The sequence below is a fragment of the Cryobacterium zhongshanensis genome, from assembly GCF_022760445.1.
Lineage (GTDB): Bacteria > Actinomycetota > Actinomycetes > Actinomycetales > Microbacteriaceae > Cryobacterium > Cryobacterium algoricola.
Genome location: NZ_JALGAR010000002.1, coordinates 606,025 through 622,188, shown reverse-complemented (window position 1 = coordinate 622,188; position 16,164 = coordinate 606,025). Strand labels below are relative to the sequence as shown.

At 68.9% G+C, this 16,164-nt stretch carries 16 protein-coding genes; 6 read left to right on the top strand and 10 right to left on the bottom strand.

The window, feature by feature from the left end; translation table 11 throughout:
• Positions 1 to 7: 7 nt before the first annotated feature.
• The 4 genes from MQH31_RS11265 to MQH31_RS11250 all read right to left on the bottom strand — a co-directional run bounded on the left by MQH31_RS11265 (position 8) and on the right by MQH31_RS11250 (position 4,229).
• Entirely contained in the window at positions 8 to 1,123 is a 1,116-nt protein-coding gene (locus MQH31_RS11265; protein WP_243012106.1) for a tocopherol cyclase family protein, read from the bottom strand.
• Between the two features lie 39 nt (positions 1,124 to 1,162).
• Positions 1,163 to 2,524: an LCP family glycopolymer transferase gene (locus tag MQH31_RS11260; protein WP_243012105.1), complete on the bottom strand. Its 1,362-nt coding sequence runs from the start codon at positions 2,522 to 2,524 to the stop codon at positions 1,163 to 1,165.
• The gene (purE, locus tag MQH31_RS11255; protein ID WP_243012176.1) at positions 2,521 to 2,988 is read right to left on the bottom strand and encodes a 5-(carboxyamino)imidazole ribonucleotide mutase; all 468 of its coding nucleotides are present in this window, start codon (positions 2,986 to 2,988) and stop codon (positions 2,521 to 2,523) included. The genes MQH31_RS11260 and purE overlap by 4 nt, the downstream gene beginning before the upstream one ends.
• A gap of 104 nt (positions 2,989 to 3,092) precedes the next feature.
• Positions 3,093 to 4,229: a 5-(carboxyamino)imidazole ribonucleotide synthase gene (locus tag MQH31_RS11250; RefSeq protein WP_243012104.1), complete on the bottom strand. Its 1,137-nt coding sequence runs from the start codon at positions 4,227 to 4,229 to the stop codon at positions 3,093 to 3,095.
• Between the two features lie 122 nt (positions 4,230 to 4,351).
• Between MQH31_RS11250 and MQH31_RS11245 the strand changes: the two genes are divergently transcribed.
• Positions 4,352 to 4,876 carry a GtrA family protein gene (locus MQH31_RS11245; RefSeq protein ID WP_134536745.1) on the top strand — a complete coding sequence of 175 codons (525 nt, stop codon included), beginning with the start codon at positions 4,352 to 4,354 and terminating at the stop codon, positions 4,874 to 4,876.
• Here MQH31_RS11245 and MQH31_RS11240 read toward each other — a convergent pair.
• Positions 4,832 to 5,392, bottom strand: coding sequence for a PH domain-containing protein (locus MQH31_RS11240; RefSeq protein WP_241976440.1), 561 nt, complete (start codon positions 5,390 to 5,392; stop codon positions 4,832 to 4,834). The two genes, MQH31_RS11245 and MQH31_RS11240, sit on opposite strands and share 45 nt — an antisense overlap.
• A 7-nt stretch (positions 5,393 to 5,399) precedes the next feature.
• Positions 5,400 to 6,284 carry a biotin--[acetyl-CoA-carboxylase] ligase gene (locus MQH31_RS11235; protein ID WP_243012103.1) on the bottom strand — a complete coding sequence of 295 codons (885 nt, stop codon included), beginning with the start codon at positions 6,282 to 6,284 and terminating at the stop codon, positions 5,400 to 5,402.
• A 182-nt stretch (positions 6,285 to 6,466) separates the two neighbouring features.
• Here MQH31_RS11235 and MQH31_RS11230 point away from each other — a divergent pair, with 182 nt between their 5' ends.
• A complete protein-coding gene (locus MQH31_RS11230) occupies positions 6,467 to 8,080 on the top strand; it encodes an acyl-CoA carboxylase subunit beta (RefSeq protein WP_372488145.1) in 1,614 nt (537 codons plus the stop codon).
• Positions 8,081 to 8,089: 9 nt separating this feature from the next.
• Complete coding sequence (locus MQH31_RS11225) at positions 8,090 to 8,353, top strand: hypothetical protein (RefSeq protein WP_134536740.1); 264 nt, start codon at positions 8,090 to 8,092, stop codon at positions 8,351 to 8,353.
• A 315-nt stretch (positions 8,354 to 8,668) separates the two neighbouring features.
• Here the strand turns inward: MQH31_RS11225 and MQH31_RS11220 are convergent, their stop codons facing one another.
• The 4 genes from MQH31_RS11220 to MQH31_RS11205 all read right to left on the bottom strand — a co-directional run bounded on the left by MQH31_RS11220 (position 8,669) and on the right by MQH31_RS11205 (position 13,148).
• Positions 8,669 to 9,709: a DUF8320 family protein gene (locus MQH31_RS11220; protein WP_243012102.1), complete on the bottom strand. Its 1,041-nt coding sequence runs from the start codon at positions 9,707 to 9,709 to the stop codon at positions 8,669 to 8,671.
• Entirely contained in the window at positions 9,709 to 11,025 is a 1,317-nt protein-coding gene (locus MQH31_RS11215; protein ID WP_243012101.1) for a sensor histidine kinase, read from the bottom strand. Before MQH31_RS11215 ends, MQH31_RS11220 begins: the two co-directional genes overlap by 1 nt.
• Positions 11,012 to 11,716, bottom strand: a complete 705-nt coding sequence (locus MQH31_RS11210; protein ID WP_134536785.1) for a response regulator transcription factor — start codon at positions 11,714 to 11,716, stop codon at positions 11,012 to 11,014. Before MQH31_RS11210 ends, MQH31_RS11215 begins: the two co-directional genes overlap by 14 nt.
• A gap of 118 nt (positions 11,717 to 11,834) precedes the next feature.
• Complete coding sequence (locus tag MQH31_RS11205; protein ID WP_243012100.1) at positions 11,835 to 13,148, bottom strand: class I SAM-dependent RNA methyltransferase; 1,314 nt, start codon at positions 13,146 to 13,148, stop codon at positions 11,835 to 11,837.
• Between the two features lie 57 nt (positions 13,149 to 13,205).
• Here MQH31_RS11205 and MQH31_RS11200 point away from each other — a divergent pair, with 57 nt between their 5' ends.
• The 3 genes from MQH31_RS11200 (at position 13,206) to MQH31_RS11190 (ending at position 16,162) form a co-directional block, all read left to right on the top strand.
• Positions 13,206 to 13,874, top strand: a complete 669-nt coding sequence (locus MQH31_RS11200) for a Maf family protein (RefSeq protein ID WP_243012099.1) — start codon at positions 13,206 to 13,208, stop codon at positions 13,872 to 13,874.
• Between the two features lie 109 nt (positions 13,875 to 13,983).
• The gene (locus MQH31_RS11195; RefSeq protein WP_243012098.1) at positions 13,984 to 15,753 is read left to right on the top strand and encodes an acetyl/propionyl/methylcrotonyl-CoA carboxylase subunit alpha; all 1,770 of its coding nucleotides are present in this window, start codon (positions 13,984 to 13,986) and stop codon (positions 15,751 to 15,753) included.
• Between the two features lie 55 nt (positions 15,754 to 15,808).
• Positions 15,809 to 16,162 carry an MmcQ/YjbR family DNA-binding protein gene (locus MQH31_RS11190; protein WP_243012097.1) on the top strand — a complete coding sequence of 118 codons (354 nt, stop codon included), beginning with the start codon at positions 15,809 to 15,811 and terminating at the stop codon, positions 16,160 to 16,162.
• Positions 16,163 to 16,164 lie beyond the last annotated feature (2 nt).

The window sequence follows — 16,164 nt, the reverse complement described above, 5'->3', positions numbered from 1 at the left end:
AACGGCCTCAGTAGGCGCCGTACTCGCAGCCGGTGCTGCGCATGTCGATGTCGTCGATGAGGGTGCGGGTGCCGCGCGTCTTCGCGTAGAGGCGAATGCGGCCCGTTCCGGTACCGCCGTTCCACAGCCGGGTGTGCCGTTTGACGCCGTCGGGCGCCTCATAGTTCACGAGCAGCATCTCGTCCTTGGCACAGCGGACGTCGACGGTCAGGGCGTGGCTCGGATTCTCGGCGGTGACGTGCCAGACGATCTCGGTGTCGGTCTCGCTGCAGTCGAAGGCCGTGGTGCTGCGCGTCCAGAAACGGGAGAAGTTGAAGTCGTAGTCGATGCCGTCGTGGTGGAAGCCGACGATCAGCCTGCGCCCGATCGGCACCCCGAAGACCTGGGGCCGGCCGCCGCCGATGTCGATCGCCGAGTCGAGCAGCTGCTCGCCTGTTGATCGCCGGGTCAGGTTGCTGCTGGCCAGCCACACCCAGGGATTGGTGAAGTCGGAGCCCCAGTTCTTGTCGGCGTAGCCGTACGAGGTCTCCGGCGTGACCAGGTAAGTCTCGCCGTCGATCGTGACCGTTCCGCGGTAGAGGGTCTTCATCCCCTCGGCATGCCAGAACATCGTGAACGCGTTCAGCCACCGGAAGAACGCCGAGGCCCCGTAGCCGACGTTCAGGGCGAGCCGCTTGTCGATCACGAGGTCCCAGCTCATCCGACCGCTGTCGCTCATGTACTCGGGATGCTGCGCGGCGGCATCCGCTGTGACGCTCACGTCGCCGGCGGCGTGCGTCTCGGTGAGCCGTGCCGTTCCGACCTCGACCGAGAGCGGGTCGGACGAGATCCGTGCCTCGGAGACGGGGAAGAACGCGTGCAGTTGCTTCCCGCGGCCGCCCGCGCCCCACGACCCGGCCTTGAGCATCACGTAGGACGGGATCTCGTTGACCGGCGGCTGGCCGAAGGTGGCGACATCCGGTGAGACTGCCGGGTTGATCACGAAGTACTCGACGAAGAAGACCCGCTCCTCGCCGGTCACGGCGTGGTGGCCGGTGAACGATTGCCACCACCAGTCGTACCCCCGCCGGGCCAGTCGTCCGGTGAGCATGTAACGATCGCGGGCGAGGTCTGAGCGGTTCATACCTCCATCCTCGCCCCGTCTGAAGGGGAGCGGATACCGCTACGGGGTGGGCGTCGCCGTCGCCGGTGTGAGGGCCGTGTCGATCAGGGAGCGGATCACGTCGTAGTCGGGATCCTCCGGGTCGACGTTGTTCGCCGGGGTCAGCTCGACCGTGTTGATCGGGTGCGTCTTGGACTTGGCGGCGAGCGTCACGAAGTAGCCGAGCATGCTCTGCGGGATGTCGGTCTTCACGACCTGGGACCCGGCAGAGGCCACAGACTCGAACTTGGCGAGCACGTTCGCGGGGCTGGCCTGGGCGAGGATCGCCTCCTGCAGCTGGTGCTGGCGCTCCATACGGCTGTAGTCGCTCGTGCCGTGTCGCGACCGGGCGTACCAGAGGGCGTGGTAGCCGTCCATGTGCTGCATGCCCGGCTCGAACCAGAACAGCACGGTGGTGAAGGTGTCGTCGGTGTGGACGGGCACGCGTTCGGTCACGTTGATGTCGACCCCGCCGAGGGCGTCGATGAGCTCGGAGAAGCCCTGCATGTCAATGAGGCCGTAGTACTGGATGGTGAGCCCGGTGATGCCCTCCGCGGCGTCCCGCATGCCTTCGATACCGGGTTCGCTGCCGGCGTCGATGGCCTTCGGATACATCTCCGGGCTCTTCAGCTCGACCTCCGTATAGATCGAGTTGAGCATGCACGCGTCGACCCGGCAGGTGTCGTGGGCGCCGTAACCGTTCGGATAGACGGCGGCGAGCGGGGAATCCGCCACGAACGGCACGTATGCGAGGTTGCGGGGCAGACCGATCATCGTGACCTGGCCTGTGGTGGCGTCGATGCTCGCCACGGTGATGCTGTCCGGGCGCAACCCCGCCCGGTCGGCTCCGGCGTCGCCGCCGAGGAGCATGATGTTGTAGCGCCCGTCGACCGGGGGGACGGTCGGCCCGGCCACGAAGACCGAGGAGAGGAAATCGCTCGCGGTCGCGGCGACGTATGCGCCGTAGCCGGCCGTGCCGGCGAGGACGACCATGAGCACGGTCGCGAAACCGGCGATGAGCGGGCGGGCGCCGGGGCCTGCCTTGACGAGGCGGACGAGCCGGAGCGTGTCGAGCGTGAGCACGACCCAGACGATGCCGTAGAACACCAGCACCGCCGCGGCGACCCAGAGCCCGATCGAGTTGGTGAACGCGGTGAGCACGACCTCGGGCCGGAACAGGTAGACAAGCCCCACGATCACGACGAGGCCGATCAGGGTGAACGTGCAGCGCAGCCCGAAACGGCCGAGGCGACGGCTTCCAGCGAGTACCTGCGCCGAACCGGGCAGGACGACGTTCAGCAGGACGAGCCACCAGGCCCGTTTGGTCATCACTCGGGCTGACCCGGATTCCGGGTTCCTGATCGGGTTGGCGGCGATGCTCATAGCTTGGCTTGGAGATCCGAATTCTTCTGTTCGACCTGCGCGGCGAGGCCCGCGGCGTAGGCGACGAGCTGGTCGTGCAGGTCGGTGTCGGACAGGGCAAGGATCTTCACGGCGATGAGCGCCGCGTTGCGGGCCCCACCGATGGAGACGGTCGCGACGGGCACTCCGGCCGGCATCTGCACGATGGAGAGGAGGGAGTCGAGGCCGTCGAGCCGGCTGAGTGGAACGGGAACGCCGACGACCGGAAGCGCGGTGACCGCGGCGAGCATGCCGGGAAGGTGCGCTGCGCCGCCGGCGCCGGCGATGATGACCTTGAGGCCGCGCCCGTGGGCGTCTTCGCCGTAGGCGATCATCTTCTGCGGTGTGCGGTGCGCGGACACGACCTGCACTTCGTAGTCGACCCCGAAGTCGCGCAGAAGCTGCGCGGCGTCGCTCATGACCGGCCAGTCGGAATCGGAGCCCATCACGACGCCGACGAGCGGCGCACGCGGCGCCGGGGGCGTTTCTCGGTTCTCCGACAGCGGGATGGTTGCTATGGGGTTCTCGGGCACGCAGTCGATCTTAGGTGTCAGTCCTGAAAAATCGCCGCAGTGGCACGCGCTTCGTAGGCGACGTCGTCCAGATCCGCCCCGCCCACGGTGACATGGCCGACCTTGCGGCCGATTCGCGGATCCTTCCCATAGTTGTGCACCTTGGCCGACGGATGCGCGGCGAAAGCGGCCGGGTACCGATCGAAAAGAGTGCCCTCCGCAGGCCCGCCGAGGATATTCACCATCACCGACCACTCGTCGCGCGGCGTGGTCGCACCGAGCGGGAGATCGAGGACGGCACGCAGGTGCTGCTCGAACTGGCTCGTGGTCGATCCTTCGATCGACCAGTGGCCGCTGTTGTGGGGGCGCATCGCCAGTTCGTTGATCAGGAGGCGCTCATCCGTTGTTTGGAAGAGTTCGACGGCCATCACGCCGCACACGCCGATGCCCTCGGCGACGCGCGTGGCGATGTCGGCGGCCACCGCGGCGAGGCGTCCGCTCGACAGCGGAGCCGGCGCGATCACCTCGGCGCAGACTCCGTCGCGCTGCACGGTCTCGACGACGGGCCACACGGCGACCTGGCCGGACGGTCGCCTGGCCACGAGCTGGGCGAGCTCGCGGGTATACGGCACGTGCTCCTCGACGAGGAGGGCACCGCCGTTGGCGTCTTCGGCGAGTGCGGTGAACCAGTCGTCGACCTCGTGCTTGTGCGTGACCACGCGGACGCCCTTGCCGTCGTAGCCGCCACGCGGCGTCTTGACGACGGCACGGCCGCCGTGTTCGGCGATGAAGGCGGCGAGCTCGGTCGGGTTCTCGACCGCTGCCCAGTCGGGGACCGGCAGGCCGAGCTCGCCGAGGCGCCGGCGCATCTCGATCTTGTCCTGGGCGAAGACGAGGGCCTCCGGCCCCGGGCGCACGGTGACCCCACGGGCGACGAGCTCACGGAGCACAGACTGCGGAACGTGCTCGTGGTCGAAGGTGATCACGTCGACGGTCTCGGCGAAGGCGAGGACCGTGTCGAAATCTCGATAGTCGCCCACCATGCTCGCGGCGAGACCCGCGGACATCCCGTCGGCTTCGGCCAGGACGCGCAGGTCGATCCCGAGGTTCACCGCCGCGGGAATCAACATCCTGGCCAGCTGGCCGCCCCCGATTACGCCGACTGTCGTGCTCATTTCATCACCGATTCCTGTGCGACCCTTCATTTTCGGACGCACCAATTTTCAGTCTGAAGCGGCAGCTGCGCCGTAGACTCGTGGATTGTTGTTCTATCTTCGCCCATAGACCGGATGGATGTATGCCGATTACCTCGGGAAAATCAGCACGGCTCGTCGCACTCGCGATTCAGATCGCGAGCTTCGGCGCCGTGGGGCTCGTCGGCTTCGCCGTCGACTTCTCGGTGTTCAATCTGCTCCGCACCACGGTCTTCGATCCGCACCTGGTCCACGCCGGGCCGATCTACGCCAAGGTCGTCTCGACCATCCTCGCGATCGCCGTGAACTGGATCGGCAACCGCTACTGGACCTTCGGCAAGAACCGCCAGTCGCAGACCCTCCGCGAGGGCATCGAATTCTTCGCCGTCAGCCTCGTGGGCATGGGCATCGGCCTCGCCTGCCTGTGGGTGAGCCACTACGTGCTCGGCCACACGAGCGTCGTCGCCGACAACATCTCCTCGAACGTGATCGGCCTCATCCTCGGCGCGATCTTCCGCTTCGTGCTCTACCGCTACTGGGTCTTCGCCCCGCACCGTCGCATCGTCGCTCCGGTCACGGCGAGCTTAGCGACCATTCCAGATGGTCGTCTGGTCGGCAGCGAACGCTGATTCCTCGCGCCGCCGCGAATCGAACCCGGTCTGCGACTGTTCGATGAGGTCGTGCAGCACGCGCTGCACCAGAGTCGCGTTCGGCACGTCCTTGAGCACGAGCGGCCGTTCGGAGCCCGAGGCGATGATCACGTCGCCTGATCCGCTCAGGGTCTGCAGCCAGGTCGTCCGCACGCTCACGTCGTAGCCGCGGCTGTGCAGCAGTTCCTGGCGCGTGCGCACGAAGAAGCCGCGCCGGAAGATGATCCGCCGGGTCGTGATCGTGTATCGCCGGTTCAACCAGGACGCGAGCGGCAGCAGCCAGAGCAGCACGACCGCCGCGGAAGCGACGCCGAGCAGGGCGCTGTCCTGCCACGGCTCCGCGAGGTTGCCGTAGAAGTACCCGGTTGCCGTGCAGACGCCGAGCAGCGCGAGGGTCGGCCAGAACAGCACGCGGCCGTGCGGGCGCAACGCGGCCACGACCCGTTCGGTCGGCGCCGCCGGATCTGCCGGGCCCGTCCCCCTGTTGTTCGTCATGACCCTATTAATACCTCAGGTGGGTCACATCGCCCGCAGCGACGGCCTGCGGTTCGCCGGTGGCCTGGTCTTCCACGATCAGCCGGCCCGACGCGTCGAGCGCGATCGCGACCCCGACGAGGTCGTCGCCGCCGGGCAGTTGCACCCGCACCATCGAGCCGAGCGTGCCGCACAGCCCCGTGACGGTGTCGAAGAGTCCGCTCGCGACCGGGTCCCCACCTGCCGCGAGGAACGCGGCCGTGAGGCGGGCGAGCTCGGTCAGGTAGCGGGCGAGCACCGCATCCGCTTCGGGGGCGCGCCCGGTCACCAGGAGCAGAGACGTGGAGGTGAGCGTGGGCAGGTCGTGTTCGTCGAGGGAGAGGTTGAGACCCGCGCCGACCACGAGGCCACGGGTGTCGGGGAGCAACTCCGAGAGGATGCCGGACACCTTGTAGCCGTCGATCAGCACGTCGTTGGGCCACTTCAGGGTGACCTCGTGAGCGGGGTGTTCCCCGTCGTCGGGCCCGCTCGGGGCAGCGCGCCCGGCCGCGGTGCCCGCTACGAGGAGGCTCGCCTCGACCTCCGCGCGCACGGCGATGGTCATCGCCGCACCGGCGAGGAGCGGGAACCAGCCGAAGCGGTCGACCGGGAGCGGGGCACCCTGGCCCGCGCTCGTGCCGATGAGCGGGCGCAGCAGCACCGAGATGGCGAGCGACTTGCCGGTGGGTGCGAGCCAGGTGCGTCCGAGCCTGCCCCTGCCGCGGGTCTGGTTGTCGGTGACGACGGTCGACAGGTGCGGCCAGCCTGCGGCATCCGCCCCCGACGCGTGGCCGACGAGCACGTCGTTCGTGGACCCGGCCTCGTCGAGGTAGTCGAACCGGGTCACGGCCTCGCGGCTGAGTGGAAACTGCATCTGCCCTACTTCCGCTGCATAACTCCTGCAATTCTCCCGGAAGATGCCCCCGATGCCACATTTTGGGCCCGATTTGCGGAATCTGCAGGAGTTATGCCCACCCGGGAGAACAGAACGGCCAGCGAACCGGCCGGGTTTTGTAGGGTTTCGTCAACGGTCCGGGCCACGGGCTGGCCGGTAGAGTGAACGGCGTGAGTGACAATTCGCCCGTTTCGGGACCAGATCTGTACACGACGGCTGGAAAGCTCGCCGACCTCAAGGTTCGCTATCACGAAGCCGTGACCGCGAGCGGTGAGGCGGCGATCGAAAAACAGCACGCCAAGGGCAAGATGACCGCGCGCGAGCGCATCGAGCTTCTGCTCGACCAGGGCTCGTTCGTCGAGCTCGACGAGTTCGTGCGGCACCGCACCCACGGCTTCGGCATGGAGAACAAGCGGCCGTACGGCGACGCGGTCGTCACCGGCACCGGCACGATCCACGGGCGCCAGGTCGCGGTCTACTCGCAGGACTTCACCATCTTCGGCGGATCGCTCGGAGAGGTGGCCGGCGACAAGATCATCAAGGTGATGGACCTCGCCCTCAAGACGGGCGTGCCGATCATCGGCATCCTCGACTCCGGCGGAGCGCGCATCCAGGAGGGTGTCGTCGCCCTCGGCAAGTACGGCGAGATCTTCCGTCGCAACACGGCGGCCTCCGGCGTCATCCCGCAGATCTCGATCATCTGCGGCCCGGCCGCCGGTGGCGCGGTCTACTCCCCCGCACTCACCGACTTCGTGATCATGGTCGACAAGATCAGCCAAATGTTCGTCACCGGCCCCGACGTGATCAAGACGGTCACGGGCGAGGACGTCGGCATGGAGGAGCTCGGCGGCGCGCTCACCCACAACAAGATCTCCGGTGTCGCGCACTACCTCGCGAGCGACGAGGCCGACGCGCTCGACTACGCCCGCACGCTGCTCGGCTTCCTGCCGGACAACAACCTCGCCGAGCTTCCGGCCTTCGACAGCGACGTCGAGCTCGAGACGACGGATGCCGACCGCACGCTCAACACGATCATCCCGGACTCGCCGAACCAGCCCTACGACGTCAAGACCGTGATCGAGCACATCGTCGACCGCGGCGACTTCCTCGAGACGCAGCCGCTGTTCGCCCCGAACATCGTCGTCGGCTTCGCCCGCGTCGAAGGCCGGTCCGTCGGCATCGTCGCCAACCAGCCCAACGCTATGGCCGGAACGCTCAACATTCAGGCCGGCGAGAAGGCCGCCCGCTTCGTGCGGTTCTGCGACGCGTTCTCGATCCCGATCCTCACCCTCGTCGACGTCCCCGGGTTCCTGCCCGGCACCGACCAGGAATGGACCGGAATCATCCGTCGCGGCGCGAAGCTGCTCTACGCCTATGCAGAGGCGACGGTGCCGCTCGTGACCGTGATCCTGCGGAAGGCCTACGGCGGCGCGTACATCGTGATGGGCTCCAAGCAGCTCGGCGCCGACATCAACCTGGCCTGGCCGACCGCCGAGATCGCCGTGATGGGCGGCCAGGGCGCCGTGAACATCCTCTACCGCGCCGAGATCAAGAAGGCGGAAGCCGCGGACGAGGACGTCAACGCCGTGCGCACCCGCCTCGCCAACGAATACACCTATAACGTCGCGAGCCCGTTCCTGGCCGCCGAACGCGGCGAGCTCGACGGGATCATCGAGCCGGCCGCCACCCGGGTCGCGATCACCAAGGCCCTGCGCGCACTCCGCACCAAGCGCTCGAGCCTGCCGCCCAAGAAGCACGGCAACATCCCGCTGTAGGGAGCGACCATGGCAGACGACGAGAACACCCGGCAGGATGCGCCGGAGGACACCCCCACGGACACCCCCGCGCACCTGCGGTTCCTGACCCGCGGCATCAGCCCGGTCGAGGCCGCCGCCGTGTCCGCCGTGCTGCACGGCCTGCTCCGCGAGGAGACCGGCAGCCTGCACAAGAAGCCGACGGGCGCCCGGAGTGGCTGGCAGGCCGGCCAGCGCGCCATCCGGCCGCCCTTCGTCTCCGGGCAGAGCAGCTGGGGCGAGTTCCGGGCCTGAACCCCGGATTCGAGCCGGTCCCCCTAAATGCCGACTTTTGAATTGCGCACGGGTCGACCACTATAGATATTGCTAGGTGTCGCTCACTGAGTTACACAACCAGAACTCGTCGACTAGGGTAAGCAGGCGAATTCTGGGGGCACGTCAGGGTGACATTCGGGTTGTCGCCCTGGCACAACGTAAAAAGGGGACCAACCTCCGGGTTGGTCCCCTTTTTTTGTGTGCCCGGCCGCTTTTTGTCTGCCCGTACGCATCGGCCCGGGCCAGACCCCGGCTGCCGGTTCAGACATCACCCGAGCCGTTCCGTTCGCGCCCTCAGACGCCGAGGGCGGATGCCGTGGCCGGATCCCTGGGGATCTCGAGCCACAGGTCGACCTCGGGCTCCGGCGAGTCCTGCCCCAGGGCGCTGAGCCGGGCATCCGCGCTGCTGAGGCCGACCACGGTCACGGCCGTCGCGGACCCTTCGCCCGCGGTGCGGGCGATGATCGTGTCGGCCGTCGATTCGCCGATGGCGGCGGCGAGCTGGTCGAGGACGGCCTCGAGCTCGGTGCCGTCGAGATCGTCGATCGTGCCCTCGTCGAGCAGCGTCACGATGGCGCCGCGGCGCCTCGCCGCCATCACCTGCTCACGCACGGCGTCGTTGAGCAACTTGCGGCCGCGGATCTCGTCCCGGACGGCGGCTTCGAGGTAGCGGCACTCCTGGCGGTCGTCCGCGTCGAGCTCACCGTGCCTGTCGATGATGTGGCGGAGCATCGGGGCCGCAAGGCGGAGCGTCTGGGCGAGGCGCATCTGGCGTTCGAACAGGTGCGCTTCCTGGGCGGCCTGCCACTCGGTCGCCTCCCGCTCGGCGAGCGCATACTGGCGGGCGTCACGCCCCGCCTTGGCGAGGGCGCGGGCGAGGAGCACGGCGACGGTCACCCAGACCACGCTCCCGATCACGCCCATGTCGAGCAGCTGGGCCGGGCCGGCCCAGATGATCGTGTGCACGACGAGCGCTCCGACGCCGACCCAGGCCAGGGTGGTGCGGCGGCGGGTCGCCGTGATCGTCATCAGGGTGCCGACGGCCGCGACGTACCAGGTCGCATAGCCGTTCCGGGCCGAACCATCCAGCTGACTGCCGACGAGCAGCGGGATCACGACGCAGACCGCGACATTGAAGAAGGCGAGCGCCAGACCCATTCGCATCGGGCTCGACGGCCACAGGCTCAGCGCCGTCGCGAGCGCGTAGAGAGCGAGCGCGAAGATCGTCGGTCCCGGGGTGCGCGGCAGGTCGATCGAGTAGATGCCGAGCACGACGTGGTACGCCGAGAAGAGGCCGGCGAGGAACAGGACGAGCCCGCGGGGGACGGTGATCATCAGGGATTCACCCCGGCATCCTTCGGCCATTCGATGGTGATCGTGGTGCCCTGCCCCGGCCTGGAGCACACCGACACGGAGCCGCCGACACTCTGCACCCGCTCCGCGATCGAGATGCGCAGGCCGAGCCGCGCGCTCGGGACGAGACCGGGGTCGAAGCCGACGCCGGTGTCGGAGATCTCGACGGTGCATCCGCCCTGGCTGTTCGCACTCATCGTCAGCACCCGCTCGGGATCGGGCGTCCCCGGGCCCGCGCCGGCATGCTGCACGCTGTTGGCCATCGCCTGGACGGAGGCCGCGAGGATCGCGTCGGAGACGTGCACGGGCATGGCGAGCCGGGGGATCGAGCACTCGACGATCGTGAACGGGCGGGCGAGCCGGGACGCCGCGAGGCGGATCTGCCCGGCGAGGTCCGAGAAGGACACCGTGCTGCCGTCGACGGCCGGGGTGCTCGCAGCCTCGGTGAGCCGCTGGAGGGCGTCCGTCGCCATCCCGGAGGCGAGCTGCGCGGCCTTCGGGCTGCCGGTCGCTGCCGCGGCGAGGAACGTCGCGAGCACGCTGTCGTGCACGATCGAGTCGACCTGCACCCGCTCGACCTCCGTGGCGTGCTGGCGCACGGCCGTCGCGTATTTGTTGAGCGCATTCGTCTGAGCGGAGTCGACGGATGCGGCCGTCTGCCGCAGCATGAAGATCATGATCAGGAGGACCTGGCCGAGGAGCGTCGCGTAGACGGCGTCGAGGGAGGCCAGCAGGGCGTCCGCGTTACCGCCGGAGGGCAGCGAGCGCACGATCCCGTAAGCGAGCGGGGCCGCAAAAGTGTACGCGCACGCCCAGCCGAGCGGGAAGGCAATGGCGGCGCACGAGGTCGCGACCGTACAGACGTACCAGAGCCACGGTTTCCCGTCGAGGACGGCCGCCGGGTCCCGCATCAGGAATGGCCACCCGACCAGGGCGGTGAGATAGACGAGTGCGACGGCACCGGTCGCGATCCGCACCCCGACCTTGGTGATCGAGGCCACCACGACGGCGGCGACCGCGAGGGCGAGGGCGACCGGCATGGCGACGCCCATGACCGGCAGCCGCAACGGGATCTGCTGCAGCAGGGCAGGGAGGGCCTGCAGGGAGAACACGACGGCGACCCCGGCGACGGACCGGGAGATCACGACCTCGATCCGCGACCGGCTGATCGGGTTGCGCGGCTGCCGGATGCCGGGCGCCCGGATATCCTCCGCCGCGACGGGTATGAGTTCCAGGCGGTCAGGGGGCAACCGTGTCGAGGGCGGCGGGATCGTGCCCGCTGCTTCAGCCGCGGCCATCTCCGCCGTCCGGGTCCAGCCCCGGGAGGATTCCGTCTTCTACGGCCCGGCGCAGCAGGTCGACTTTCGTCGGCGCCGGCCGGCCGACCTCCACATACTTCACCCGGATCCGGTCGAGGTACTCGCGCGCGGTCGAGTGCGCGATGCCGAGCTGCATGGCGACCATTTTGAGCGGCAGGCCGGACGCGTAGAGGTGCAGCACGTCCCGTTCCCTGCGGCCGAGCTGGGCCTTGGCGAAGTCGCGGTCCGCGTCGATCGCGGTCGCCCATTCGAGGTTGTTGAGCACGTCGCCGCGAGCGACGGAGGCCACGGCGGCCATCACGGTCGTCGTGGGTGAGGACTTCGGGATGACGCCGGCGGCCCCGGCCGCGAGGGCCTCGCGAACGAGGGCGACCCGGTCGGCGATGCTGTGCACGAGCACCGAGGCTCCTGTGCTCTGCGCGAGGTGCACGTTGTCGGTGACGAGGGAGCCGTCACCGAGGGAGAGGTCGAGCACGATCACGTCGCAGGGACGCCCGCCGATCCCGTCGACGAGCCCCCGGACGGTCGCCGCGGTCGCGACGACCTCGTAACCGACGTTCTCGCAGGCGGCCTGGATGCCGAGGCGGACCGATTCGTGATCGTCGGCGATTCCCACCCGGACGGGGTGGTCAAGCGGCGTGCGCGCTTCGGTGGCGTGCGTCGAACCCACGGTCACACCGACCGGCGCGGCCGGGGCGGCCGCCGCGTTCGTCGGTGAGCTCGCGGGTGTTGTCGGGTGCGTCACTTTTTCCTACATTCTTCCCATTGCACGTACACGTCAACGATAGCTATTTGGTCAGCAGAGCGACGGCTTCAACGTGATGAGTGTTCGGGAAGAGGTCGAACGCGCGCAGCTTCCGCAACTCGTATCCGTGCCCGGCGAGGAGCGCGATGTCGCGGGCGAGGGCGACGGGATCGCACGCCACGTACACGATCTGCTTCGGGGACAGCACCGCGAGCTGGTCGATGACCTCGCGGCCCGCGCCGGACCGCGGCGGGTCGAGGACGACGGTCGCCGCCTGGTGCTTCACCCGTTCCGCTGCACTCGCGTCGCGGGCCAGGCCGGCCAGGAAACGGTCGACCCGATCGGTGCGAACGCTCGCGCCGACCCATTCCGCGAGGTTCTCCGCGGCGAAGTCGGTCGCGTGCGCGTCGCTCTCGACCGAGGTGATCCGGACGGTGCTGCCGAACTTGTCGCCGACGGCCGCGGCGAGCAGCCCGACACCGCCGTACAGGTCGAGGTTCGTGGCCCGGGGGTCGAACAGCCCGGGATCGATGATGTCCTGGACGGCGTGGTACAGGGTGTCCGCCGCGCGGACGTGCACCTGCCAGAACCCGCCGGCGTCGAGGCGGAATTCCCGGTCACCGACGACCTCGCGGATCAGGGTGCGCGGCGTGGCCTTGGGCTTACCGTGTGCGTCCGGCTCCGCGACGAGGATCTGCACGGTGCCGAGGCTCGGGGAGACCACGTCGACGGATGCCGCGCCGGGGAAACGCTGGTCGAGAGGGGCGGCCGCTTCGAGCATCCGCTCGGCGAGGGGAAGGTCGCCGACGGGGATCACCCGGTGGGAGCGGGCCGCATACGGGCCGACCGTGCCGTCTGCGTCGACGTGCAGGCGCACCCGGGTGCGCCAACCGGTGCCGTCTGCCGCGTCGCCCGGCGACGCGTTCTGGCCGAGCGGCACGGGTTCGACGACGACGTCGGACTCGATCTTCGCCATGCGCTTCAGGGAGTCTGCGAGCACCTGGCGCTTGAGTTCGCGCTGGAAGCCGAGTTCGATGTGTCCGAACTCCGCGCCGCCGGCCCGGTCGTCCGGGTCGCGCTCGAGGGCTGCCGAGGCCCAGATGTGCGGCTGTCGTTCGCGGGCGGCATCGAGGACCTCGACGGTCTCCGCGCGCCAGAAACTTTTGTGGTTCGCGGAGGTGAGCCGGGCGCGCACGCGCTCCCCCGGCAGGGTGTCGCTCACGAAGACCACGCGGCCTTCGTGCCTGGCGACGAAGATACCGCCGTGAGCTACGTTGGTGACGAGGAGTTCGAGTTCAGTACCCACCTCGGCTTCGGGTGCGGGGAGATTCGCCGGTGTGTCATTGCTGGTGGCCATTGATCGAGCATCCCACATCGCTTCTATCGCCGCTCCTTTCGCGGCACAAAGGGAACCATGCGCCTCTACCTGGCTTCGACCTCTCCGGCCCGGCTCACGCTCCTGCGGGCCGCCGGCATCGAGCCGGTCACGATCGCGCCCGGAGTCGACGAGCACGAGGTCGCAGCGGATGCCGCCCGGACGCTGGGCGTACCGCTCACGCCCCGCCACACGGTCGAGTTGCTCGCCCGCGCCAAGGCGGAGGACGTCTCCCGGGCGATCGTCGACCTGGACGCCGAGGCGGGCGACGGGGACGACGTGCACCTCGTGCTCGGCGGAGACTCGGTCTTCGTGATCGACGACGTCATCTACGGCAAGCCGCACACGGCGGAGAAGGCCAGGCAGCGCTGGGAACTGCAGCGCGGCCGCACCGGGCAGCTGTACTCCGGCCACTGGCTCATCGAACACCGGGCGGGCGTGCCGGGACGGGCGGTCGGTGCCGTCGCCGTCGCCGACGTGACCTTCGCCGACGACATCGACGACGCCGAACTCGACGCATACATCGCGACGGGGGAACCGCTGTTCGTCGCGGGGGCCTTCACGATCGACAGCCTCGGCGCCCCGTTCATCACCCGCATCGAGGGCGACCCCTCGACCGTCGTCGGCCTGTCCCTGCCCACGCTGCGCCGCCTCGTGGTGAGTCTCGGGCACTCCTGGCCGAGCCTCTGGAACCGCCCGAACGCCTGACACCCAGCCCGCTTCGGGGGCGTTTTGTAGGCATCCCTACCTTTTTGGGGGTTCTTTTTGTTGAGGAGAACCAAAGCCTGAGGCGCGATGTCCAATAAGCTCAGGCACTGTGTCCCGTATAACGAAGGTCCTCATCGCCAACCGGGGCGAAATCGCCGTCCGGGTGATTCGAGCCGCGAAAGACAGCGGAATTCTCTCGGTCGCCGTCTACGCCGACCAGGATCGTGACGCCGTGCACGCCCGCCTCGCAGATGAGGCGTACGGGCTCGACGGTACGACCAGCGCAGAAACCTATCTGGTCATCGAGAAGATCCTCTCGATCGCCCGCCGGTCCGGCGCCGACGCCGTGCACCCCGGGTACGGTTTCCTCGCCGAGAATGCCGAGTTCGCCCGCGCCGTGATCGACGCCGGCCTGATCTGGATCGGCCCGTCCCCCGACGCCATCGAGCAGCTCGGGGACAAGGTCTCCGCGCGACACATCGCCGAACGCGTGCACGCGCCGATGGCGCCGGGCACCCTCAACCCGGTGCTCGACGCGACCGAGGTCCTCGACTTCATCGACCAGCACGGGCTGCCGGTCGCGATCAAGGCGGCCTTCGGCGGCGGCGGGCGCGGCCTCAAGGTCGCCCGCACCCGCGAAGAGGTCCCCGAGCTCTTCGACTCCGCCGTGCGCGAGGCCGTCGCCGCCTTCGGCCGCGGCGAATGCTTCGTCGAGAAATACCTCGACAAGCCTCGCCACGTCGAGACCCAGTGCCTCGCCGACGCCTACGGCAACGTCGTCGTCGTCTCCACCCGCGACTGCTCGCTGCAGCGCCGCCACCAGAAGCTCGTCGAGGAGGCTCCTGCGCCGTTCCTGACGACCGCCCAGCACGACGAGATGTACCGCGCGTCCAAGGCCATCCTCAAGGAGGTCGGCTACCTCGGTGCCGGCACCTGCGAGTTCCTGATCGGGCAGGACGGCACCGTCTCCTTCCTCGAGGTCAACACCCGGCTCCAGGTCGAGCACCCCGTCTCCGAAGAGGTCACCGGCATCGACCTCGTCCGCGAGCAGTTCCGCCTCGCCGAGGGCGGCCGCCTCGACTACGACGACCCGATCCCGCGCGGGCACTCCTTCGAATTCCGGATCAACGGCGAAGACCCCGGCCGCGGGTTCATGCCCGCCCCCGGCCCCGTGCACGTCTTCCGGGCGCCGGGCGGCCCCGGTGTGCGTGTCGACAGCGGCGTGCAGGCCGGCGACGTCATCTCCGGATCCTTCGACTCGCTGCTGGCCAAGCTCATCGTCACCGGCGCGACCCGCGAGGAGGCGCTCGAGCGCTCCCGCCGCGCCCTCGACGAGTTCGACATCGCCGGCCTCCCGACCGTGCTGCCGTTCCACCGCACGATCGTGCGCGACCCCGCATTCGCGCCCGCGTCCGGCGAACCGTTCTCGATCTACACCCGATGGATCGAAACCGAGTTCGTCAACGACATCGAACCGTGGAACGGTTCGCTCACCGACGAGGGCACGGCCGAAAAACGCCACAACGTTGTCGTCGAGGTCGAGGGCCGCCGCATCGAGGTCAGCCTCCCCATTCGGCTCCTGCCCGGCACCGCAGAGAACACCGCCGGTCCCGCCCCGCGTCGCCGCGGCGTCGCGCACTCGGTGAACACCGCCATCGGCGACGCCGTGGTCGCGCCGATGCAGGCCACGATCGTCAAGCTCGCCGTCGCAGAGGGCGATGTCGTCGTCAAGGGCGACCTGTTGCTCGTCCTCGAGGCCATGAAGATGGAGCAGCCGCTCACGGCACACAAGGACGGCGTGATCGGCAGCCTCGGCGCCGTCGTCGGCGCCACGGTGTCGAGCGGGTATATGTTGCTCGCCGTGACCGACGCCGCGTAGGCACCGCACGGCAGGCATCCGCTCGCTCATCGTCGGCCGGGGAGAGGGGACCGTCGTGGATCCGGACGAACTGACCGCGTACCTGCTGGACCTGAACGGGGCCGTCGAGACCTACCCGTTCGGGCCGGAGGCCCGGGTGATGAAGGTCGCCGGCAAGGTGTTCTCCATCGACCAGCCGGATGCCCCGCGCCGGTCGATCACGCTCAAGGCGCTGCCCGAGAACGTGCCGCGGCTGATCCGGAGCGTCGCCGGCATCGAGCCCGGGTACCACATGAACAAGCGGCACTGGGTGACCGTGCGCCTGGACGGTTCCGTGCCTGCCGACCACGTGCGCGAGCTGATCGCCGAGTCGCACGCCATCATCGTCGCCGCGCTCCCCCGAGCCACTCGCCGCGGCCTCGAAGGCTGACC